17 protein-coding genes are annotated in these 24,147 nt (G+C 59.6%); 13 read left to right on the forward strand and 4 right to left on the reverse strand.

Annotation, left to right across the window (positions count from 1 at the left end; genetic code table 11):
- Window positions 1-21: 21 nt before the first annotated feature.
- Window positions 22-2,232 (reverse strand): malate synthase G, encoded by a 2,211-nt coding sequence (locus tag QP981_RS01060; RefSeq protein WP_048732321.1) that lies wholly within the window; start codon window positions 2,230-2,232, stop codon window positions 22-24.
- A 1,016-nt stretch (window positions 2,233-3,248) separates the two neighbouring features.
- Between QP981_RS01060 and aceA the strand changes: the two genes are divergently transcribed.
- The 5 genes from aceA to ramB all read left to right on the forward strand — a co-directional run bounded on the left by aceA (window position 3,249) and on the right by ramB (window position 9,521).
- On the forward strand, window positions 3,249-4,541 hold the full coding sequence (aceA, locus tag QP981_RS01065) for an isocitrate lyase (protein WP_016421960.1): 1,293 nt from the start codon (window positions 3,249-3,251) through the stop codon (window positions 4,539-4,541).
- Window positions 4,542-4,989: 448 nt separating this feature from the next.
- Window positions 4,990-5,769: a hypothetical protein gene (locus QP981_RS01070; RefSeq protein WP_152681234.1), complete on the forward strand. Its 780-nt coding sequence runs from the start codon at window positions 4,990-4,992 to the stop codon at window positions 5,767-5,769.
- Between the two features lie 68 nt (window positions 5,770-5,837).
- Window positions 5,838-6,689, forward strand: coding sequence for a hypothetical protein (locus QP981_RS01075; protein WP_048732315.1), 852 nt, complete (start codon window positions 5,838-5,840; stop codon window positions 6,687-6,689).
- Window positions 6,690-6,797: 108 nt separating this feature from the next.
- Window positions 6,798-8,003 (forward strand): Ig-like domain-containing protein, encoded by a 1,206-nt coding sequence (locus tag QP981_RS01080; protein WP_048732312.1) that lies wholly within the window; start codon window positions 6,798-6,800, stop codon window positions 8,001-8,003.
- Window positions 8,004-8,096: 93 nt separating this feature from the next.
- Window positions 8,097-9,521, forward strand: coding sequence for an acetate metabolism transcriptional regulator RamB (gene ramB / locus QP981_RS01085; protein ID WP_038629316.1), 1,425 nt, complete (start codon window positions 8,097-8,099; stop codon window positions 9,519-9,521).
- A gap of 233 nt (window positions 9,522-9,754) precedes the next feature.
- On the opposite strand, the gene lpdA is transcribed toward ramB, so the two are convergent.
- Complete coding sequence (gene lpdA / locus QP981_RS01090; protein WP_048732524.1) at window positions 9,755-11,170, reverse strand: dihydrolipoyl dehydrogenase; 1,416 nt, start codon at window positions 11,168-11,170, stop codon at window positions 9,755-9,757.
- A gap of 82 nt (window positions 11,171-11,252) precedes the next feature.
- Here lpdA and QP981_RS01095 point away from each other — a divergent pair, with 82 nt between their 5' ends.
- From QP981_RS01095 to QP981_RS01125, 7 genes are all read left to right on the forward strand, one after another.
- Complete coding sequence (locus QP981_RS01095; protein ID WP_284857286.1) at window positions 11,253-13,427, forward strand: prolyl oligopeptidase family serine peptidase; 2,175 nt, start codon at window positions 11,253-11,255, stop codon at window positions 13,425-13,427.
- Between the two features lie 10 nt (window positions 13,428-13,437).
- Window positions 13,438-14,898: a M1 family metallopeptidase gene (locus QP981_RS01100; protein ID WP_069359072.1), complete on the forward strand. Its 1,461-nt coding sequence runs from the start codon at window positions 13,438-13,440 to the stop codon at window positions 14,896-14,898.
- An 18-nt stretch (window positions 14,899-14,916) separates the two neighbouring features.
- Complete coding sequence (locus QP981_RS01105; protein WP_284857287.1) at window positions 14,917-16,272, forward strand: lipopolysaccharide biosynthesis protein; 1,356 nt, start codon at window positions 14,917-14,919, stop codon at window positions 16,270-16,272.
- 80 nt (window positions 16,273-16,352) lie between these two features.
- Window positions 16,353-17,174 (forward strand): glycosyltransferase, encoded by an 822-nt coding sequence (locus tag QP981_RS01110; protein ID WP_049192969.1) that lies wholly within the window; start codon window positions 16,353-16,355, stop codon window positions 17,172-17,174.
- Window positions 17,175-17,197: 23 nt separating this feature from the next.
- Window positions 17,198-17,890, forward strand: a complete 693-nt coding sequence (ppgS, locus tag QP981_RS01115; protein ID WP_048732520.1) for a polyprenyl-phospho-N-acetylgalactosaminyl synthase PpgS — start codon at window positions 17,198-17,200, stop codon at window positions 17,888-17,890.
- Window positions 17,887-18,309, forward strand: coding sequence for a DUF2304 domain-containing protein (locus QP981_RS01120; protein ID WP_284857288.1), 423 nt, complete (start codon window positions 17,887-17,889; stop codon window positions 18,307-18,309). Before ppgS ends, QP981_RS01120 begins: the two co-directional genes overlap by 4 nt.
- 49 nt (window positions 18,310-18,358) lie before the next feature.
- Window positions 18,359-19,354, forward strand: a complete 996-nt coding sequence (locus tag QP981_RS01125) for a DsbA family protein (RefSeq protein ID WP_258225608.1) — start codon at window positions 18,359-18,361, stop codon at window positions 19,352-19,354.
- A 62-nt stretch (window positions 19,355-19,416) separates the two neighbouring features.
- On the opposite strand, the gene QP981_RS01130 is transcribed toward QP981_RS01125, so the two are convergent.
- Together QP981_RS01130 and QP981_RS01135 are read right to left on the reverse strand one after the other, a co-directional pair.
- A complete protein-coding gene (locus tag QP981_RS01130; RefSeq protein WP_284857316.1) occupies window positions 19,417-20,382 on the reverse strand; it encodes a GDP-mannose 4,6-dehydratase in 966 nt (321 codons plus the stop codon).
- A gap of 129 nt (window positions 20,383-20,511) precedes the next feature.
- The gene (locus QP981_RS01135; protein WP_284857289.1) at window positions 20,512-21,801 is read right to left on the reverse strand and encodes an MFS transporter; all 1,290 of its coding nucleotides are present in this window, start codon (window positions 21,799-21,801) and stop codon (window positions 20,512-20,514) included.
- Window positions 21,802-22,635: 834 nt separating this feature from the next.
- Between QP981_RS01135 and QP981_RS01140 the strand changes: the two genes are divergently transcribed.
- Window positions 22,636-23,979, forward strand: a complete 1,344-nt coding sequence (locus tag QP981_RS01140; RefSeq protein WP_048732297.1) for an MFS transporter — start codon at window positions 22,636-22,638, stop codon at window positions 23,977-23,979.
- The last annotated feature ends 168 nt before the right edge of the window (window positions 23,980-24,147 follow it).

Raw genomic sequence — 24,147 nt, forward strand, 5'->3', positions numbered from 1 at the left:
CAGCCGCAGCCCGACCAAGAATTAATCCTGGTCGATGCCCTCGCGCTTCTTGAACTCCAGGCGACGGCGGTGCAGAATCGGCTCGGTGTAACCGGACGGCTGGTTCACACCATCGAGGATGAGCTCCTTGGCGGCCTGGAAACCAATGGACTTGTCGAAGTCCGGAGCCATCGGCAGGTATGCCTCATCGCCCTCGTTCTGGCGGTCAACGACCTCGGCCATGCGCTCCAGCGAATCGATGATCTGTTCCTCGGTGACAACACCGTGCAGCAGCCAGTTAGCCAGAGTCTGGGAGGAAATACGCAGGGTAGCGCGGTCCTCCATCAGGTCAACATCGTTGATGTCCGGCACCTTGGAGCAGCCAACACCCTGCTCAACCCAGCGGATAACGTAGCCCAGGATGGACTGGCAGTTGTTGTCCAGCTCGTTGGCCTTGTCCTCATCGGACCAGTCAGCGCCCGGCTCGCCAGCCTTAGCTGCCGCTACCGGGATGGTGAGCAGGTCACCGAAGGTGTCACGGCGACCGTCGGTAAGCAGCTTGTCCTGAACGCCGAAGACGTCAACCTCGTGGTAGTGGGTAGCGTGCAGCACACCACCGGTCGGGGACGGAACCCATGCGGTGGAAGCACCCTGCTTCGGCTGACCGATCTTCTGCTCCAACAGCTCAGCCATCTGCTCGGTCATGGCCCACATGCCCTTACCAATCTGAGCCTTGCCCTGCAGGCCGTGTGCCAGACCGGAGTCGACGTTGTTGTCCTCGTAAGCCAGCATCCACGGAGCGGTCTTCTGAACAGCCTTGCGGAACATCGGACCAGCCTGGATGGAGGTGTGGATCTCATCACCAGTGCGGTCCATGAAGCCGGTGTTAATGAAGACGACGCGCTCGGAAACAGCCTTGATGGCGGCGTCCAGGTTGACGGAGGTACGACGCTCCTCGTCCATCAGGCCGACCTTCAGGGTGTTGTGCGGAAGACCCAGCAGCTTCTCAACGTCTGCGAACAGCTCGTTGGTGAATGCAGCCTCATCCGGGCCGTGCTGCTTCGGCTTCACGATGTAGATCGAACCGGTACGGGAGTTCTTACGTGCGTTGTCCTGGTCCAGGCCCGGGATTGCACACACAGCGGTGACGACGGCATCCATGATGCCCTCGAAAATCTCCTCGCCGTCGCGGTCGAGGATGGCCGGGTTCTGCATCAGGTGGCCGACGTTACGGACCAGGTTCAGGGAACGACCGTGCAGGGTGACCTCGGAACCGTCAAGAGCGGTGTAGGTGCGGTCGTCATTGATGGTACGGGACAGCTTCTTGCCGCCACGGGTGAACTCGACTGCGAGGTCACCGACGTTCAGGCCCAGCCAGTTGGTGTAACCCAGGGTCTTGTCTGCAGCGTCAACTGCGGCGACAGAGTCCTCGAGATCCATGATGTTGGTGACAGCGGCTTCCAGGATGATGTCCTTGACCCCAGCCTTGTCGGTCTTGCCAACCGGGGACTCCGGGTCAATCAGCAGCTGGATGTGCAGACCGTTGTGCTTGAAGTAAATGGACTCCGGCGCGTCCTTGTCACCGGTGTAGCCGACCAGGGTCTCCGGCTCGCGCAGACCGGAGGTAGCGCCGCCTTCCAGGGTTGCCTGCAGGTGACCGTCGACGATGTCGTAAGAGGTGACGTCCGCATGGGAACCGTCGACCAGCGGCAGAGCCTTGTCCAGGAAGTTACGACCCCATGCGATAACGCGGTCACCGCGGACCTTGTTGTAGCCCGGGGTGTCCTTCTCCGCACCGCCATCTTCAGGAATAGCGTTGGTGCCGTACAGCGCGTCGTAAAGCGAGCCCCAGCGTGCGTTCGCAGCGTTGATGGCGAAACGGGCGTTGAGGACCGGCACAACCAGCTGCGGGCCAGCGGTGGAAGTGATCTCGGTGTCGACGTTAGCGGTAGTGACCTGGAAGTCACCCGGGTTGTCAACGAGGTAGCCAATTTCCTTCAGGAATGCGACGTACTCATCCTGATTCTGCTCGCCCGGGTGTTCCTTGTACCAAGCGTCGAGCTTTTCCTGCAGCTCATCGCGCTTGGCCAGCAGCTCGCGGTTGCGCGGAGTGTACTTAGCGACAATGTCACCGAAGCCGTTCCAGAACGCGTCCTTGTCCTCAATGCCGGCGGCGGGGAGTGCGGTGTCATTAACGAAGTCGTAAAGAACCTTCGCGACCTGCATTCCACCTGCCGAAATACGCTGTGCCATTGCTCTCCTCAAAACTATTGATTGCAATTTGCCCATCCAGCCATGGCCACGTCAGCGGCTCACACTGGATGCGTTGTTCCCCTACTGTATGTGATTCGGCGCACTTATGAACCGTCTTTTTCCATAACCGCCAACCGCCAGCCCGGTATAACGCCGCTCACATTTGCCATTTCATTCGCTTTACGACGAGCACCCTGCGAACAGACCCCACCCCTCCCCAATGACCATTCGGGCATTCAATCCTGACGCCACAACCAGCCCTCCCCCACCCGCATTGACTGCAGCATCCCCGGCACTCTTTCCTCCAGCCACAGAACACCACACACAATGGGAAAGTGTCGCGCCTCACAGACATTTACTATTGCGACCTGCGTATCAACGGCCAGCGACCAATCACGTCGCTACAGCCTCCGCCTTCAAACCAGACCATAAAAGCGAGATGACAACCGAGACCCTGGCCACTACCCAGGGATGCTCCGGCGGGGTACTGACGGTGTAACGGCAGTGTATTTAGAAGCCCGTTTCCACCTTTACGGCCGTAATTTCGGGGGTAGCGAAACACCCCCTAAACTCCAAACACTGTTAACGGCCAGCTTTGATAAATACCAAAATATAAATCACCCCAAAGCGGGGGGAACATTATTCGCGAGCCCGCCATAGGGAAATAACAGTACAAATGTACCGGCCGGTCACAGGCGAAAATCGTTAAAGCCAAGCTACACATCACAATGTTTGCAATCTTCACAAGTGTTATCCGTATTACATACTTGAATTCACATCGGAAGCTGCTTGACGAACGTAGCGCTATGCCCCAAAATGTGAGACATGGCACGCGGAAGCGGACATTGTTTTTGTTCGCGTGTTTGCGTGCAGGGGTACAGCACTTTGCTAGCGCCCCCTGCATTCACGTGACACCGCGGTCACTATCGGGTCAGCCTGTAGATCGGTTCTGTCGGAATTGTTCTTAAGTCAGCACCCGGAGTTCAAAAAGCAAGCAAAAGGAAGTGACTCCGTTTATGTCTAACGTTGGTAAGGCACGTACCGCCGCCGAAATCCAGAAGGATTGGGACGAGAACCCGCGCTGGGAAGGTATCACCCGCGACTACACCGCTGAGCAGGTTGCTGAGCTCCAGGGCTCCGTCGTCGAGGAGAACACCCTCGCTCGCCGCGGCGCTGAGATCCTGTGGGAAGGCGTCAACGTTAAGGACGACTCCTACATCAACGCTCTGGGCGCACTGACCGGTAACATGGCCGTTCAGCAGGCTCGCGCTGGCCTGAAGGCTGTCTACCTCTCCGGTTGGCAGGTTGCTGGTGACGCTAACCTCTCCGGCCACACCTACCCGGACCAGTCCCTGTACCCGGCCAACTCCGTGCCGAACGTCGTTCGCCGCATCAACAACGCTCTGCTCCGCGCAGACGAGATCGCTCGTATCGAGGGCGACGACTCCGTCGACAACTGGCTGCTGCCGATCGTCGCTGACGGTGAGGCTGGCTTCGGTGGCGCTCTGAACGTCTACGAGCTGCAGAAGGCTATGATCAACGCTGGTGCCGCTGGTACCCACTGGGAGGACCAGCTCGCTTCTGAGAAGAAGTGTGGTCACCTGGGCGGCAAGGTCCTGATCCCGACCCAGCAGCACATCCGCACCCTGACCTCTGCTCGCCTGGCTGCTGACGTCTCCAACACCCCGACCGTCATCATCGCCCGCACCGACGCTGAGGCCGCTACCCTCATCACCTCCGATGTTGATGAGCGCGACCAGAAGTTCATCACCGGTGACCGCACCTCCGAGGGCTTCTACCACGTCCAGAACGGCCTGGAGCCGTGCATCGAGCGTGCAAAGTCCTACGCTCCGTACGCTGACATGATCTGGATGGAGACCGGTACTCCGGACCTCGAGCTGGCTAAGAAGTTCGCTGAGGGCGTCAAGGCTGAGTACCCGGACCAGCTCCTGGCTTACAACTGCTCCCCGTCCTTCAACTGGTCCGCTCACCTCGAGAAGGACGAGATCGCCAAGTTCCAGAACGAGCTGGGCAAGATGGGCTTCAAGTTCCAGTTCATCACCCTGGCTGGCTTCCACGCCCTGAACTACGGCATGTTCGACCTGGCTTACGGCTACGCTCGCGAGCAGATGTCCGCATTCGTCGACCTGCAGAACCGCGAGTTCGAGGCTGCCGAGAAGCGCGGCTTCACCGCTGTCAAGCACCAGCGCGAGGTTGGCGCTGGCTACTTCGACCGCATCGCCACCACCGTCGACCCGAACTCCTCCACCACCGCCCTGAAGGGCTCCACCGAGGAGGGTCAGTTCTAAGTCACTCGGCTTAGGGCTTAGGTCAAGGGCCTAACTTCAACACCCAGCGAGGGTTGCACTTGCAGCCCTCGCTGGGTGTTTTTGTGTGTTCATCGACATGTCGACTCCGGGCCGTCGTGAAGCATGCAACCTTTCAACGAGCTTGACTATTGCCAGCTACACCGCAATGCATCTGATTTCATAAATGCCTTCCCACCTGGATTAATGTGGTTACCCCCGTGGCATTTTTACAACATGTGTCACGGTAGTCACGCTGGTAACATCCGTATCACCCTTTGTGGTCATGGGTACAGCTTCCTGTGCGTATCCCATGCCCCCGTGGATAGTTTTCGGAGCTTTTCAATCCTTCCTCGCCAACCCTTCGGGATTTCAGTTGCGCGTGGTTGCCACGGGGAATATTCACTTCTCCACGAAAGATACGTTTATGAAATCCGGACTCTTCTCACGCATGTCCAGTACGCTTTCCCCCAAGAACTCAGTCAGGCCCGCCACTGTCATTGCAGTAGCTACTGCCGTAGTTTTCGGATCCGCCTCCGTAGCCTCGGCGCAGGATATGAACAGCCTTCTGCCCGGCGCATCGTCTGACGGCAACGTTGTCGTCACCGACAGCCCACGAATCCAGGTCAATGTCGGGGAAAACAAGGGTGAAGACACCGTCACCGTCGAAATTAAGAACAACTACGACAGCAACTTCTCCTGTTTCGCTCCGGGTGTTTCTACCGATGCGAAGAAGCCAGCTCAACTGCCTAACACGGTGACTGAAGCCGAAATCGTCGCGCAGGCTGTGGATTACTACCGCACCTGGCCAAATGTCCCTTCCGATGGCATCAATGTACCTCTCCTGGGTGTCATCCCCACCAACGGACTGTTGGAATTTGTTCCGGACGGGCTGCTGGGCTCCGCCCTGGGCAAGCAGCTGAACACTCGCGCGCAGCTTTTCCGCGCCTGGGAGCAGGCAAAGTTGGCCGGCCATACTGGCGAGATTCCCGTCTTCGAGCTCAAGCCTTTCGACACTTCCACTCACGAAGTCGTTCTGAATAAGCCAGGTTCTGGCGAGCGAACAGATTTCGAGGCCGCCGCTCTCGTCTACTGCACGGACAACGATAATCCGCATAAGCAGCAGTACGTCTTCGCGGGCTACGAATCCGGCAAGGCTCCCAGGGTCGGCGGCTTCGGCGGTTCACTCGGCTCGCCTGGCCTCCCTTCTCCCTCACTAAAGATGTCGTAGTGAACCACCGCTTTACGACGACCCCTCCCCGGCCCCCTTATCCCTTCGCCTCTAAGGACCTGGATTCCATGACTTTCTCTCTGTCTCGTGTAGCTAAGGCCGCCACTCCTGCAGTGGCTCTAGCCGCCACCGTTACCCTGCTTTCCACCACTCCCGTTCTTGCAGATACCCACAGCAATGTCGTGCCCGGCGCGGATCAATCCTCGATTGTCGTGCACACTGACACGAAGCTGCTGACCGTTACCGTGGATGCAGCTGATGCTGCCGCAACTGAAATTTCCGGAAAGGTCACCAACACCTCAGATAAGAAGTTCACCTGTGCTGGCCCACGTGGCTCCGGCAAGGTCGCAGGCGACGTCACCACGTCAAAACTGGTGGCGGAGTCTGAGGATTATTACCGCAAGAACACCTTCCGCGAACTGCCCAAGGTGCCAATCCAGATCGGTGGCATCCCCATCATTGGCAACATTCCGCTGGGACAGCTGGACCTGGGAATGCTCGGACCACTCCTACAGGGACTCGGTGGACTGCTTGGCGACCCGAATGCCCAGCGCAACCAGATTGCAAAGGACTACTCCACTGAGCGTGTGAAGGGTCACGCAGGTCTGATTGACGCGTTCACCATTGAGCCTGGTGCAACTCACGACTTCTCCGTCTATCTGAACAACCCGAGCTCAGGTCCGCGCACGGATTTCGATGCTGCCGCCTTCATCATGTGCACCGATGAGAGTAATGCCGCATACGCTTTCACCGGCTACGAGGAGGGAACTCGCACACCAGGCAGCGCATTCTTCGGCTCCCCAGGCCTGCCATCGCCACAGAGCCCGGGCTTCCAGAGCCCAGGCTCACAGGCCCCTGATAACCCCGAAACAGTACCGGCAGCAGAAACTGCCGGTACCGAGGCCGAGGCCTCAGAGTAATTCCGCTGCCCGGGTCTCCTCAGATCTCCCGGTCCCTTCTCCAGGTAACTGTCCTTGAGTGACCGCTCAGCGGACAGACGTACGACCCTTTCGATAGAAAGCAATGCCATGACCTCTCGCAAGACCCTGCGCATCACCACGGCAGTAGCCTGTGCCTCCGCATTTGCCCTCTTGTCTGCTCCGGCTGCTATGGCAGACAGCGCAACTGCGACCCATACCGACAGCCAATCCATTTACAGCCGCACTGTCAGCAACACGACACCGGCTCCAGGTGAAATCATCACCTACGCCCAAACCTTCACCACAACCTCTGGAAATGACTACATCTACGACTGGAAGAACAACGTAGACTCCTGCCTCGAGTACCAGTCGGGTTCTGCAACACTCCAGATCGGCAACGCTTCCGCAATCACACTCCCCGAGGACAAAGTGACTGCTACGCCAGGTGCCACCGCCATCAAGTCCAATGATGCCTCCGGCTACTGGACCTTTAACAAGGACGCCCCGCACACGTTTACTCTGCAGTACAAGGTGAGTGACGCATGCGCACAGGGCAAGGAACTCACTTCTGGGTTTTACTACAAGTACGGAAGCTTTCTGAGCTCAAAGACCTACGGCAGTGACAAGTTCAATGGCGGCCCAGGAATTACCGTTGTCGACGCTAGCCGCGTCCGCACGTCCGTAGAGCTGGTTGACACTCCGGACACAGCAGTGGTGGATCGCCCGCTCACCTTGAAAGCAAAGGTTACTGCCAGTGCAAACGACGGCGTGGACGCTCCTTCCCTGGCGGGTAAGAAGGTGAGCTTCGTCAGTGGCGGCAACACTCTCTGCACTGCCGATATCGCAGCCATCACCGATACAGCTACGTGTGACTGGACCCCAACCAGCGCTGGGAACTTCGATGTCAAGGCAGTTCTAGAGGCCTCCGATGAAATCCTCGGCAGCAGTTCGGCCACCAAGTCCATCACCGTTACCGTCGCTCCGCCCGGGGCCCCTTCGGAGCTGAAGGTCGAACCCGCCAACGCTTTTGGCAAGGCGCAAACAGTCATCAGCGGAAAAGCTGAGCCGGGCACCACTATCGAAGCCCTGGGCCCAGGTGGTACCCGCTGCGTAGCCAAGACCAATGATGAGGGAGCATTCTCATGCAATCTCGGATTCCTTCCGTCTATCCCGGGCACTGTCACCGTCACCGCAGCCCGAGGTGACGCAAAGTCGGAACCACGCCAGATGCTGGTCAATACACAACCTAGCTTCTTTGATTCCTTGAGCTCGCCTGGCCTGCCGAAGTTCGAGTTTCCGACCTCCGGCAACTAAGCATGCCCGAGAACCTCAGCACCTACACACGTAAGCAAAGGTTGCAACGGTTTTCTACACAAATTAAGCAAAGCCCGCGATATGCTGGACAGTATGTCGAAAACCTATGTCGGATCTCGCCTCCGCCAACTACGCCGCGAGCGCGACCTCAGCCAGGCCGCGCTCGCGCAGGCGTTGGGCCTCTCGGCTAGTTACGTCAACCAGATCGAGCACGACGTCCGCCCGCTGACCGTTCCTGTTCTGCTTCGTATCACGGACACATTCGGCGTTGATGCGACTTTCTTCTCCCGCGATGACGATTCCCGCCTCCTCGCTGAGGTTCAGGACGTGGTGATGGACAAGGAGATTGCTAAGTCCCCCATGGATCTGCAGGAGATCTCGGAAATGGTCCGCGACCACCCCGACATCGCCCGCATCATGGTGGACATCCACCGCCGCTACCGCAACGTCACCGACAAACTCTCCCTGGCCACCGAGGAGCGCAACTTCGGCAACAGCACCGACACTGCCTCTGGCTCACAGGCGCTGACCATGCCACACGAGGAAGTCCGCGACTACTTCTACGCCCGCCAGAACTACATCGCTTCGGTAGACACCGCCGCCGAGGAGCTGGCCCGCGAGCTGCGCATCACCGACGAGACCACCGATGTGGTCTCTGTGCTGGCCGACAGGCTGTCCAACGACCATGGGATTCGGATTGCGCTGGAATCGTCGTTAGGCGATGTGCAGCACAGCCTTGATCGGCGGACGAAGACGCTCTACCTCGCGCGGCACCTCTCGCCGGGACAGCGGGCCTTCCGCATGGCCACGGAGCTGGGGTTTTTGGAGCAGGGCGAGACCATTTCCGAAGCCGTCGCGTCCGGGCATTTCATGTCGGAGGAGTCGCGGAAGCTGGCGCAGCGCGGAGTCGCGACGTACTACGCGGCGGCGCTGATTCTGCCGTATGAGTCGTTCCACGCGATGGCTGAGTCGAAACGCTACGACATCGAGCTGTTGTCGCGCACTTACGGCGTGGGCTACGAGACCATCTGCCACCGACTGTCCACGATGCAACGCCCCAGCTTGCGCGGTATTCCGTGGACATTCGTGCGCGTCGACCGCGCGGGCAACATGTCCAAACGTCAATCCGCCACGGGCTTCCACTTCACGCATTCGGGCGGTACCTGCCCGCTGTGGAACGTCTACGAGACCTTCTCCTACCCCGGCAAGGTCATGCGGCAGGTCGCGCTCATGCCGGATGGTCGGCCGTACATGTGGATCTCGCGGACCGTGGAGCATCACGCGGCACGTTTCGGCAAGCCAGGTAAGGTTTTTGCCATCGGTTTGGGCTGCGAGGCCCGTCACGCTGAGCGCACCGTGTACGCCGATGGTCTCGATCTCGCGGACCTCGACGCCGCCACTCCAATCGGTGCCGGCTGCAGGGTCTGCTCCCGCGAGGCCTGTCCGCAGCGCGCGTTCCCGCCGATCCATCGCGATATCGACATCAACATGCACCGCTCCACCGTCTCGCCGTACTAGTTCGCTTTACGACGGGCGCAGGGCCGGCCTGTTTGCGGGGGCTTGGTTCGCGCAGGATGCCCCAAAAAGGAAGACCCCAAAAAGAAAGTGCTTAAGTTTATGACACTTTCGCACCGATTTTCACGGTCAAACTGTCATAAACTTAAGCACTAACTCGTATTTGCCTGAACCGGAACCAGCCCAGTGAGAGCCAGGACCAGCGAAAACTGGCCCCAGGCCAAAGCCACAACCTCTTACAGGTTGATCATCTTGCCCATAACGCCCTCAGCTGCTTCCTTCATAGCCTCGGACATGGTCGGGTGAATGTGGACGGCGCGGCCGATTTCCTCAGTGGTCAGCTCGTACTTCTCAGCCAGAACCAGCTGCGGCATGAGCTCGGAAACGTTGGCACCCACCATATGGCCACCCAGCAGCTCGCCGTATTCGGCATCTGCAATGAGCTTCACGAAACCAGCCGGCTCCGCCAGCCCCTGGGCCTTACCGTTTGCAGAGAACGGGAAGGTGGAGACCTTAATCTCGCGACCGTTCTCCTCTGCCCACTTCTTGGCCTGCGCCTCGGTCTTACCGAAGGAACCAACCTGCGGGTTACAGAAGGTTGCGCGCGGCATCATGTTGTAGTCCGGGATGGTCTCGGTCTCGTGACCCGCCATGTGCTCAGCTGCGATAACGCCCTGTGCCTCAGCGACGTGTGCCAGCTGCAGCTTCATGGTGACGTCACCGATGGCGTAGATGTTGCCGACGTTGGTGCGCATGTACTCGTCGATGACAATCTCGCCGCGCTCGCCCAGCTCAACACCGGCCTTGTCCAGGCCGATGCCCTCGGTGCGCGGTGCGAAGCCGATGGAGACCATAACGCGGTCGACGGTCAGAGTCTGCTCGTCGCCACCATCCTTGGCCTCGACCTTGACCTCAACCGAGTCACCATTGTCCACGATGGAGGTGGTCTTGTGCCCGGTCATGAGCTTGACGCCCAGCTTCTTGTATTCCTTGGCAATAACCTTGGAGACGTCTGCGTCCTCGTTCGGCAGAACGTTGTCCATGAACTCGACGATGGTGACGTCCACGCCGTAGTTGGCCAAGACGTATGCGAACTCCATACCGATGGCGCCAGCGCCGACGATAACCATGGAGTCCGGCAGCTCGTCGGAGAGAATCTGCTCTTCGTAGGAAACGATGTTGCCGCCGACCTCAACGCCCGGCAGGGAACGGACGACAGAGCCGGTTGCAATAATCGCCTTGTCGAAGGTAATTTCCTTGCCCTTGTCATCGCCATCAGTGATGGCCATGGAGGTCGGGCCAGTGAATTCACCGAAACCGTTGATTTCGGTGATCTTGTTCTTCTTCATCAGGAAATGAACACCCTTGACGATGCCCGCGGACACCTTGCGCGAACGCGCGTGTGCGGCACCGAAGTCAAAGGAGACATCGCCGGAGATACCGAAGGTCTTAGCCTCATGGTTGAAAATGTGCGCCACCTCGGCGTTCTTCAACAGAGACTTGGATGGAATACAGCCAACGTTGAGGCAGACACCGCCCCAGTATTGCTTCTCCACCACAGCAGTCTTCAGCCCCAGCTGGGATGCACGGATTGCTGCGACGTATCCGCCAGGACCGCCGCCGAGTACTACAAGATCAAAATGTTCAGCCACGTGCACAAGTCTACGCACGACTTGTCTTTACTTCACGCGCGAGTCCCGGTTTTACCTACTGCGGTCGGCTACGGTGGTGGGCATGGGCACCGACACGGACACCGACTTGGGCAACAATCTCTCCTTCCTCTCCACTGATCTTGTCCCCGATTGGCTGGACGATATCGACGGCTCCCAGGCGCTGGCGTGGGCTCGCGCGCAGTCGAAGGCCACCGTCGCAGGTGTCGATTCGCTTGCCGACGACACCAGCGACCGCACCAATCTGGAACAACGCATCCTGGCTGCGCTCAACACCGATGCCCGGATCGCATACCCGGTGCGGCGCGGCGAGTACCTCTATAACTTCTGGCGGGATGCCGAGCATCCGCGGGGCCTGTGGCGGCAGACGTCGTTGCAGAGCTATCTGGCTGGTCAGGAAGATCCGCAGGCGACCAAGTGGGAAACTCTCATCGACCTCGATGCGCTGGCGAAAGCCGAGGGAGAAAACTGGGTCTGGAAGGGCACGGTGTGCCGTTATCCGGAGTATGACCGCGCGTTGATTCTGCTCTCTCGCGGCGGCGCCGATGCCACTGTGGTGCGGGAGTTTGACCTCGTCAACTGCACTTTTGTGGAGGATGAGCCGTTCTACCTCCCGGAGGCGAAGTCCGATGTCTGTTGGTTGGGTCGTGACGAAATTCTCGTTGGCAGTGACTTTGGTCCGGGGTCACTGACGGATTCGGGCTACCCGCGGCAGGTGCGTCGGTGGCGGCGCGGCATGCCGTCGTCAAGCGCGGATGTGGTTTTCTCAGGCCACAGTGATGATGTGGCCGTGGGCGGCTGGTTCGACGCGACGGAGGGTTTCGAGCGGCTGTTCGTCGAGCGTGCGCATGATTTTTATAATTCGCAGCGGTTCGTGGCAGCGGAGCGTCCGGGCAAGTTGGCGGCGCAGCAAAACGGGGACTTTTCCCTGCAGATCCTGGAGGTGCCGCAGGACTGTCGCACGAGTGTCCATCGGCAGTGGTTGGTGCTGATGCCCCGCACGGAGTTCAATGGCATTCCGGCTGGTGGCGTGGCCGTTGTGGAGCTCGATAAGTGGCTGGCGGGCTCGCGTGAGGTGGAGGTGATTTTCACCCCTGATGCGCACACCTCGTTCCAGCAACTGGCGTGGACGAAGAATTTCCTGGTGTTGACGCTGCTGGAGGATGTCGCGACGAAGTTGGTCGTCTTGCGGGAGGGCTCGTGGGAGCCGGTGGAGGCTTTCGGCGAGTTACCTGCGCAAGCCACTGTGAGCGTGATTGATACAGCCTCTGAACGCGACGATGAGATCTGGTTGGTTTCGACGTCGGCAACGCAGCCGGCAACCCTCTGGTACGGGCAGGTCGGCAGCCCGCTCACGGAAGTGCGGCGTGCTCCGGCGCTCTTCGACAGTGAGGGGATGGAGACGCGGCAGCACTGGGCGACTTCGGCCGATGGCACGCGGATTCCGTATCGCATCACCGGTCGCTTCGGCGCGGGGGCTGGTGCAAGTGCTGACGCAGGCGCTAGTGCAGAGACAACCACAGCCACACCCGCTCCGAACCCAGCCCCTACCCTCGTGCACGCCTACGGCGGTTTCGAGGTCTCACTGGTCCCGCAGTACTCGGCGATTCGTGGCCTGACCTGGCTCGAGCGGGGCGGGTACTTCGTGGAGGCCAACCTGCGTGGCGGTGGCGAATTCGGCCCGACCTGGCACTCCTCGGTGGTCAAGACTGAGCGGATGAGGGTCTATGAGGATCATCAGGCCGTGCTGCGCGACCTGGTTGAACGCGGCTACTGCACGCGCGAGCAGCTGGGCGTGCGCGGTGGTTCCAACGGCGGGCTGCTGACCGCTGTCTGCCTAACCTCCTACCCGGAGTTGGTGGGCGCAGTGGTGTCCCAGGTGCCACTGGCGGACATGATGCGCTATCACAAGCTGTCCGCGGGAGCCTCCTGGATGGCCGAATATGGAAACCCGGACGACCCCACCGAGCGGGCTGCGATTGCGCAGTATTCGCCGGTCCAGCGCGTCGTCAAGCGAGAGCAGCGCGCCTACCCGCCAGCGTTGATTACGACGTCTACCAGGGACGACCGCGTCCACCCAGCGCATGCGCGGAGCCTGGCGTGGCTGCTGGAGGAAGCGGGACAGCCGGTGGATTATCACGAAAATACCGAAGGAGGGCACGCCGGTGCGGCGGATAATTCGCAGGTCGCGTTCGTCGAGGCACTCATATCTACGTGGCTGTGGAACAAGCTCAAGTAAGGTAACAGCCGTGAGTAGCGCTGATTTCACTAATCCTTATACCGGTATTGCGTTCAACCTGGGCTTCCGGGTGAACAAATACGAGCTGGACCTCGACTATCGGGTCGGGCCGAATCGTCTGAAGGCGACGGCGACTCTGCATATCGAAATCAATGCTTGGACCTCACACATCACGCTCGACTTTGCGGATGCGCTGGGGGCCGATTCGGTGGATGCGATTTCCGATTCGCAGGCACACTCAATCGATGTAAAGCGCTGGCGCCATTCGGGACGCAAGCTGCGCGTCACCTTTGACCGCGAGTTGGCTCCCGACGAGACGCTGCGGCTGATTGTGACTTACTCGGGCACGCCACGTCCGGTGCGCTCGAAGTGGGGCGAAATTGGCTGGGAGGAACTGGAAAACGGCGCGCTCGTGGCATCGCAGCCGGTGGGCGCGGCGTCGTGGTACCCCTGCGATGACGATCCCGAGGTCAAGGCGTTCTACGAGTTCACAATGGTCACCGACGCTCCCTACGAGGTCGTCGCACCAGGACTTGCCGACGCTCCGGTGAACGTGGGCGGATCGCGCCGCCGCTGGCGGTTTGTCACCGAGGAGCCCATGGCCTCCTACCTGGCCACCATCAATGTCGGCCAGTTTAAGAAGGTCGAGCTGCCGTGCCAGACCTCGACCGTAGTGGCCTGGGTGCCCTCTGAGTTGGTGGCAAATGCCCGCCACGACTTCCGCGACCAGGGACGCATGCTCGATGAATTCGCCAAGCTCTTTGGCCCTTACCCCTTCCGTGCCTACCAGGTGGTCATTTGTGAAGACGACCTGGAGATCCCCATCGAGGCACAGGGTCTGTCCATCTTCGGAGCCAACCACGCCGACGGCAAGGACACGTGGAATCGACTGATTGCCCACGAGTTGTCGCACCAGTGGTTCGGCAACAGTGTCGGCATTTCGCAGTGGCGCGATATCTGGCTCAACGAGGGTTTTGCCTGCTATTCCGAGTGGGTGTGGTCCGAGGTCAGCGGCGGTGCCAGCGCGGATGTGCACGCCCGCAAGCACTACCTGGACCTGCTTGAAGATGATCAGGACATCGTCATCGCCAACCCAGGGCCCAAGCTGATGTTCGACGACCGTCTGTACAAGCGCGGCGCGCTGACTGTGCACGCTCTGCGTCTGCTGCTGGGCGACGAGGTGTTCTTCGACCTGGTGCGCAAGTGGACCACCACCAACCGCCACAGTGTGGTCGATGCAGTGGACTTCCGCGCACTGGCCAACCGCGTATGCCGTGAGCGTGGCATCACCACCTCGCACCTGGATGTCATCTTTGACTCCTGGCTGTCACGCAGCTCCTTGCCGGACTTCCCCACCGACCCAACGCGTTCCCCTGCTGACCAGGGCATCGACGATAATGGTGCTCCAATCGTGGACGAGGAACTGGCCGCTCAGTTTGAAAAGCTCGGCTACTCGAAGGCCAAGGACTAGAGAGCTAGAGGCACGTCAATGTCCGGTTTCAAATGGTTGTCGCTGGCCACGATTGTCGCGGCGATAGGCAGCTTCGCGGTGCTGATTATCTCGGCCCGCGCACTTCCCAATGCGGTAAACCTGCAGTTCGTGGCGTTCTGGGGGCTTTTCTTCGCGCTCACGGGTGTTCTCGGCGGGCTGATGCAGGAGACCACGCGCGCAATCGGTGCTGCGGAATCGCGGAATCGAGAGCAGAATCGGGAGCAGAAGCGGGAGCAGGAAGCCTCGGCAGCAGATCAAACTCTCGGCGCTCGTCCCATCACAGTGTCCCTGGGCGTCGCCGCAGTTACTTTTATCACCATGGCAGTGACGGGTCCGCTGTGGGCCCCACTGGTCGTGCAGGATGACGCCGGCACTGCAATTCTGCTCATGGCTTTTGGTCTGGCGCTGTACTCCATGCAGGCCACCACCTCGGGTCTGCTCAGCGGCCGCCAACTGTGGGGCCCCTACGCCGCGCTAATCATGATTGACATTCTCGTGCGCGTGGCTCTGGCACTCATCGCCTGGTACTTCGGCTGGGGCCTGCTGGCGTGGCTGATTATCACGGTCTTCGGCACTGTCAGTTGGCTTATTCTCGCGCTGTTTTCCCCGGCAACCCGCTCGGTCATGTTCGCGCGTGCCGACGTCCCGGTGCGCCGCTTCATCACTCTCATGGTCACGGCCATGGGCGCATCCGGCGCATCTGCTGTGCTGGTCACAGGTTTTCCGACAATCGTCAAGATTGCCGGCGAAGCGGTCACCACTGGCGCAGGGATAGCCGAGTCGCTTACCCCGCCGCATGCCAACAACTTCACCGCAGCGGTGACCATTGCGGGTATCGCCTACGCCGTAACGCTGACCCGCGCTCCGCTGCTCATGCCCTTGGAGAAGTTCCAAAACGCCATCATTGTGAGCTTTGTCCGGCACCGCTCCGAGGGCGTGCTGGCAGCGCTGGCCAAGCCGTTGGGAGCGCTGGCTGCTTTCGGCACCTTCGGGGCAGGCTTGGCATGGCTCATCGGCCCGTGGATCATGACTCTCATCCTGGACGATAGCTATCACGTATCCGGGCCGGTGCTCGCAGCGCTGACGCTCGGCGCGACCTTGACCGCCATGTTGATGATTACCGGCTCGGTCACATTGGCAGTGGAAAAGCACCATATGTATCTGATCGGTTGGTTGGCTGCGACCACGATCGCCGTTGCCATTCTTTTCCTCCCTGGGCACCTGTCGGTACGCACGGTCGCGGCTATCGCCGTAGGCTCTGCAGTAGGTGTTGTCATTCACCTGCTTGCGCTGCGCAAACTTTCCCCACGTGCTGCCAGGTCAGCCGTATCGGAGGCTTTTGCGGTGGAATAACACCACCCGCATCCAATACCGTCCCCCCCCCAAAAAAAACTGTCCAAATCCCCCTGCAACTCCCAAGGTTCGAGACTCACATGTCCACCATCACTAACCTCACGGTTCTCATGACCGTCTACCACCGCGTCGTCCCCGACCAGCTCGATGCTGCGCTGCAGTCGCTGTGGAACCAGACGCGTCCGGCCGCGCACGTCATTGTGGTCATCGATGGCCCGATCGGGCAGGAACTCGACCGGGTCGTCGTCAAGCATGAGCAGGCGCATTCGGAGATGACCGTGCTGCGTTGTGCGGAAAATGGCGGCTCGGGAGTGGCTTCGCAGGCGGGTCTTCAGTTGGTGGAAACGCCATGGGTGGCGCGGCTGGATGCGGACGATATTGCGCGTGCGGACCGCTTTGAAAAGCAGTGGGACGTGCTGACCGCTAATCCGGAGTTGGATGTGTTGGGCAGTGCGATGGCGGAGTTCGAGGGCACGCCGGACAATGTGGTGCGCGTGCGGACTCTGCCGCAGACGCACGCCGAGATTGCGCGTTATATCAAGATCAATTCGCCCGTGAATAACCCCTCCTCGATGCTACGAACGGCGAAGGTGCGTGAGGTCGGTGGGTATCGCGACATCCGTCTGATGGAGGACTACGACCTCTGGGTGCGCCTCATGGCCGCCGGCGCGAAGTTTGAGAATCTGCCCGAGCCGCTGGTGTACTTCCGTGCCGACGGCATGTTCGAGCGGCGAACCTCGCGCGGCATCATCCGCGGTGAACGTCAGCTCCAGCGCACGCTGGTAGCTGAGGGACTGATTTCCCGGCCGCGGGCGGTGTTTAACTTGGCGGTGCGGACACTTTTCCGACTTTTGCCAACTCAGCTCATGTCACGCGCATATCGACGATTGTTTGTGCGGTAGGCTTCGGAGCGATGACTGACAACATGGATTTCTCGGACACCTGGCTGATTGTGCCGTGCTACAACGAGGGCCAGGTTATTCGTGAGGTTCTCGAGCACGCTCGCGAGACCTTCCCCAACATTGTCGCGGTCAACGACGGCTCTTCGGATAATTCCAGCCTGGAGATCCACAGGGCCGGCGCTCACCTGGTCAACCACCCTGTCAATTTGGGTCAAGGTGCCGCTATCCAGACCGGCGTGGAATACGCTCGCGCGCAGGCTGGATCGAAGTACTTTGTCACCTTCGACGCCGATGGCCAGCACCAGGTCAAGGACGTCGTCGCTATGGTGCAGCGACTGCGCACCGAACCAATCGACATCATTGTGGGAACCCGTTTCGGCCGCCCTCGCGCCGAGGATGACCAGGTGCCGCTGATTAAGCGAATTGTCCTCAAGACGGTGGTCATGTTGTCACCACGCACGCGCCGACTCGGGCTTACCGACGCCCACAACGGCCTGCGCGCCTTCAACCGCACGGTGGCAGAGCAACTGAACCTACGCATGAACGGCATGAGCCATGCCTCCGAATTTGTCGAGGTCATGGACAACAGAGGCTGGCGTACCGCTGAGCAGCCGGTGGATATCCTCTACACGGAATACTCCATGTCCAAAGGACAATCCTTGTTCAACGGTGTCAATATCCTTGCCGACTCCCTGATTTCGAAGAGGCTGCCATGACCGCATCCATCGTTCAAATTATTTTGCTGCTGGCGATGGTGGGCCTGGTCGCTTACTTCGTCGCTAACCGTCGTAAAGCACGCGCCAAGGCGGGTGTGAAACTGGGATTCGTCGTTTTCGTCATCGCGTGTCTGTGGGCAATCGTGCGTCCCGACGATCTGACCGTGGTGGCCAACTGGATCGGTGTGACCCGGGGCACCGATTTGCTGCTCTACGTACTGGTGTTGGCGTTCGTGTTTACCACGGTGTCGTCCTACATTCGCTTCCGCGAACAGGAGCTGCGCTACGCACGACTGGCTCGTGCAGTGGCCTTGAAGACCGCTGTGCGTCCGGAAGAAGAAATTGTGATTTCGGGCAGCCAGAACAGCAGCCAAAAGGACAGCGCGACGAAGGTCGAGAACAACGCTCCGTCCGACTAATCGGCACGCTAAGCGCATGTGAATCTGAGGCTGTGGTTCCATAGAAGCCATGAGCGAAGAAAATAAGGACAACGCCGCCGCTGACAACAGCAGCGATTCGCAGCAGCCCTCGACAGACGCAGCGTGGCAGGAGACACCGCAGGAACCCCAGCAAGGTTCTCAGCCGGTACCCACTGAGCAGGACTTGGAGTCCTGGTCTGCCGACAGCGGTGGGAAAACTAAGTCGTGGTACTCGATCCCGAACGCCGCATGGGCGCTAGCTGTCGTCGCATTGATTGTTGTCGGCGCAGCGGGCTTCTTCGCTGGTTCGCGTTCGGCTAGCTTCAACGGCGTGAGCACCGTCAACATGGCGGGTGTTGCACCAGGCAAGGGCGAGATTGCGCCAGTGCCTGGCCCGAATGGCTCTTTCGACGCCAGCATCTACGGACCAAAGGCGGGAGCGCAGCTGAAGTCCCCGGAGGACATGGACAATGTCCACCGCCGCAATGAAAATGATCCTTTTGCTCTCGGTGCAGTGGATGCGCCGGTCGTAATCTCGATCTACTCGGACTTCGAGTGCCCGTTCTGCGCGAAGTTCGCAAACGAAACCGAGCCTGACCTCGTGGAAAAGTACGTCAACGAGGGACTGGTCCGCCTGGAGTGGAACGACATGGCCATCAATGGCGAGAAGGCCATCAAGGATGCTGAGGCCGGCCGTGCCGCGGCAGCTCAGGGCAAGTTCTGGGAGTTCTCCCGTGCGCTGTTTAAGAAGGCCGGGGAAAAAGGCCAGGGCCACCCGGAGTTCACTGAGAAGGACCTGATTGCCGTCGCGCGTGAGGCCGGTGTGCCGGACATGAAGCGCTTTGAAAAGGAGCTTAAGGACGGCAAGTGGACCGAGGCAGTCGAGAATGCCACCCAGTTCGGCTCCATGCTGGGCATTTCCGGAACTCCGGGCTTCCTCGTTGGTACGCAGTTCGTCTCGGGCGCACAACCTCTCGACGTGTTCGAGGACAATATCGAGCTGGCTCTCATCCACGCAAAGCGCATGGAAGAAGCTGGCAAGTAAGCTGCGCTGACTTGCTGCTAACTTATGCGGGCGAGTGCATGAAGCCGCCCGCTTAAGCTGCGCTAGCCCTGATTCCGGAAGTACTCCACAGTACGGGCAACGCCCTCCTGAATACTCATAGCCGGCTCCCAGCCGAGTACCTCACGCGCCCGCGTAGGGTCCAACGCCGACCGCGCCACATCACCAGTGCGCGGCGGTGCAAACTCCGGATTATCCTCGGCATCCGCAGCCTGCGCCACCAGCGAGTGCAGCTGCCGATCCGAGGTTTCGACACCGGTGCCAATATTGAAGCGCATTCCGCCACCGACTTCGCCGGATGCGCGGTAGAAAGCATCCACCACATCGTCGACATACACATAGTCGCGGGTATTTCCGCCGTCGCCGAACACCTTGGTCGACTCTCCCGCCAGCAGACGCTGGGCGAAAATAGCCACCACACCGGCCTCGCCGTGCGGATCCTGCCGCGGGCCGTACACATTCGCCGGCGCGATGTGCGAGCATTCGAGCCCATAAAGATTGCGGAACATATTCAAGTACAGTTCGCCCGTCGCCTTTGAAGCGGCATAGGGGCTCATCGGATTAACCGGCACGTTCTCCGACACCGGAAGCTCCTCCGGCGTGCCGTAGATGGAACCGCCCGAAGATGTAAACACAACCTTGCGGACACCGTGCTTTCGGGCCGCATCGGCAAGTTTGATTGTGCCAATGATGTTCAGCGTCGCATCCCGCACCGGGGCGGCCACGGAAATCCGCACATCAATCTGCGCTGCGAGGTGGAAAATAACCTCCGGACGGTTTTGCTCGAGCAGCTCGTCCCAGTCCACCTCCAGCACATCGGCGGTTATGAACTCAAAGTCGTCGTTAAGCGATGCCTGCTGGAGGTTTTCCAGCTTTCCGTGGGAGAGATCGTCCAGCGCCGTGACTGCGTACCCTTCAGCCAGCAGCCGGTCAACCAGCGTCGAACCGATAAATCCCGCACCACCCGTCACCAGCGCACGCGGTTTCGCGCTTGCCGACGATTCTGTCATCGCGGTGGCCGGTGATTCGTTCTTGTGCTTCTCCATAGGAAGAACTATAGGCGCTTAGTAAGGAAAGCCGCTTATACGTGTGCCAACCTCACATTGACGGGGTTGATTAGTCTTCCAGGGAATGCGAGATTACTCAGCGCGCTGTGGCAGGTTGACGGTGGAATTGAAGAAAATAACCAAGCCCATCAGGATGGCGATGACCATACCGCCACCGAGCATGACCGGGTAGGTCATCCAGGAGATGGACTCGGAGAGCTTGGTCAGAATTGCTGGGAATGCGAAGCCGATGTAAGTCAGGCAGTAGAAGATACCGGTCAGCCCAGCCATGTCGCGCGGGCCGGCGATGCGCTGTACCTCGTTGAGGCCGGTAAACATGGCCAGGCCGTAGCCGGTGCCCAGCACCAGCGCTGCAATAAACGCCGTCACTGCAGTGGGGTTGGTGGACATCCATGCGGCCATTCCCATGCCGATGACCACAATGCCAATTGCGATTAGCGAACCGCGGGCGTTGTGCTCGGTCACAAAGCGTGGACCAATCTGCTGAATGCCAAAACCACAGAGCAGCGCAAACAGTGTGACCATCGCGGAGTAGAACACCGGCTGTGAGACGTGGTCCTGAAGCAGCGAAGGAATGATTGCGTAGGCAACACCGGCTGCACCGAAGACCCACGGCGCTCCCATCGCGGCGACGAGCAGGAAGCGACGGTTAGTTACCGAAGGGGTGTGTAGAGACTCCCAGACGCTTTCGTGCGGAGCGTTGCTGCCGCCCAGGTGCGGCGACTGGCGGGTCTCCGGCACAGCCACAAGACCGAAGATCGTTGGGATGGAAATCAGGATGTGGATGATATAAGCCAACTGCCCCGGCAGCGGTGCGAACTGCGCCAACGTGCCGGCAATACCCGCACCCAGGCCAAAGCCCAAGGTCAACGCCATGGACTGACGTTTCGCACCCGAGGTGGACTTGGCCTTGGGGTCAAAGCGTGGATCGGAAAGCTCCTTTACCCACGAGCCGCCCACGGCCATGACAATGCCGACTGCCAGGCCCGAGATAAAGCGACCGGTGAGAATGAGCGGAGCGATGGTCTCGCCCAGCGCGATGAGAGTCGAGCCCAGAATCGAGAGCACCGGCGCGGCGAGCATCACCGGCTTACGGCCGATACGGTCCGAGATTGGGCCAGAAATCAGCAGTGCCGGCGCGATGCCGAGAGCGTAGACCAGCAATAGAAGGTCAATGAACACCGGCGCCAGGTCAGCGTTTTCGCGGTACATCACCATCAGCGGTGTGAATTCATTGCCACCCCACGCGACGGCGAAAACTGCAATTGCGGCGAGCAGCCACAACGGCGTGCCTTTATTGGATTTGGCCCTGCCGTGAGGTACCTCATTTTCATTGCCGTTAGTTCCTGCGTGAGAAGACATGTCGTTTACTTTACGACGGTCCCCAGCGCCTTACGCACAATGGTGCAGATTTTAAGCCACCGGAGCTAACCACAAGAGGTGTGCCGAGATAGTTGAGCAGGCGGGGCGGGGCAACTGAGTCGGTTAGTGCTGTGGCGACTAGTGGAGTGGTGGCTAATGCGGTGGCGTGCCCAGTTTGGTCACCTCGGGTTGGTTTCGGCACAAATGCCCCTGAAACCTGGGGCTCACACCCCCGTCTCGGGGTGGCATGTTGCCGACCTTGCATCCCTGCCCCATCCGGGGGCAATGACCTTTTCGACACTACATCGTTATTGTTCCGTTACTTCTTTCGTATCTTGCGCCACTTTCGCCGCACTATTCACACAACTTCTGATTATATAATTACAAATTAGTTCAATGTGGGGGTAGCCGAACAGCCATAAAACGCAGATTTCCCCTATTTAAGACAGTCTCACGCACAAACGGCCATCAGCTCGCGCACATCAGGCCGGAAACGGCCCGTCGTTAAGCAGCATCCATTCCACACCCTTTACATACCCCCGATTCCACCTTTTTCAGACATCTAGAAAATGAATTCGGTCACAAACAAAGGAAATCTACCGCCATTCACCAACCCCCATTACCCCCGTTGCCCACTTTTTGTCGTCGCTCGCTGAAGTTCAAACGCTGGTCGCTACCGGTCTGGCTGTGTAAGAATTCGACACCGTCAAACAATCTGTCCATTCCCCAAACGCTGGCTGAGAAAAACCTGGGGCGATTTCTGCACGACCGCTGAGATCGCCAAGGTCCTCGATGGCCGTGCGGACGGGTATGTAAAGAAAGTCTTGTTGTTTTATGACTACTTCGATCATCGCGAATGATCCCAAGCAGCGCCGCAAGGTGCTCACGGGAACTCTCGTGGGTACGACCATCGAGTTTTATGACTTCCTGATTTACGCTCAGGCCGCAGCTATCGTGCTCGCTCCGCACTTCATCGAGCCGGCTGCGAAGTCGAACCCACAGGTCGCTCAGGTGCTCGCCTGGGCAACCCTGGGTATTTCCTTCCTCTTCCGCCCGCTTGGCGCTATCGTCGCCGGCCATATCGGTGACCGCTACGGCCGCAAGATGATTCTGGTCTTCACCCTCATCGGCATGGGTGCAGCTACTTTCTGTATCGGTCTGCTGCCGACTTATGAGTCAATCGGCATCGCTGCACCTATCCTGCTGGTTCTGCTCCGTATCTTCCAGGGCCTTTCCGCGGGTGGCGAATGGGGCGGTGCGGCCCTGATGTCCGTGGAGTACGCACCGAAGGAAAAGCGCGGTATCTACGGCGCATTCCCGCAGGCCGGTGTTCCGCTGGGTCTGACCCTGGCTACCGGCACCATGCTGATTGTTATGGCTATCATCGGCGAGGAAGCCTACATGGACTGGGGTTGGCGTGTGCCATTCCTGCTGTCCTTCATCCTGGTTCTGATTGGTTACATGATTCGTCGCACCGTCGATGAGTCCCCGGTCTTCCAGGCTATGCAGGCTGAGTCTGCTGAGCGCTCCGCTCCGCTGCCGGAGCTCTTCCGCAACCACTGGGGCAAGGTTATCCAGGGCGCCCTGATCTTCGCTGCTCAGCAGGCCACCGGTTACCTCGTGATCGCATTCTTCGGCGCTTACGCACAGAAGACACTGGGCTACCCCGCAACTGTCGCTTGGACAGGCACTCTCGTCGCCGGTATCTGCTGGACCATTTTCATGTTCATGGCTGGCGCTTGGTCCGACCGTATCGGCCGCGCAAAGACCTTCATCATCGGCTACGTCCTAATCATGATTTGGGAAGCCGTCATGTGGAGCCTCCTGGATAAGGGCCCGTTCCTCTACGTCATGACCGTCGCAGTCCTCACTCTGCCGCTGGCACTGACCTTCGGCCCGCAGCCGGCCATGTACTCCGAGATGTTCCCGGCTGAGGTTCGCTACTCCGGCGCTTCCATCGCTTACGCCATCGGCGCTGTCCTGGGTGGTGCATTCGCACCGATGATTGCCCAGATGATCATGGACGCCACCGGTAACCCGTTCTACATCTCCATCTACCTGATGGCCATGGCTATCCCGGCACTGATTGCCCTGTTCCTGCTGCCGAAGGGTCTTGAAGACCGAGACCTCATCGAGCACCCGGAAACTAACCTCGACGAAGTTAAGTCGCGCGTCTAGTTCCCACAGCTAGGGGGTCTGCCCCACCGAGGGTCTGATTACGCGAGCCGTCGTCAAGCACTGCACAACGCAGTATTTGCTTGACGACGGCTTTTGCGTTTCCGCCTTCGTTCTATCCCGGTAGCTTGTTTCCGACCCGTGGCCCCGATTTCCTCATGAGTTTCTCAG

Source organism: Corynebacterium sp. MSK047, from assembly GCF_030232285.1.
GTDB lineage: Bacteria > Actinomycetota > Actinomycetes > Mycobacteriales > Mycobacteriaceae > Corynebacterium > Corynebacterium jeikeium_D.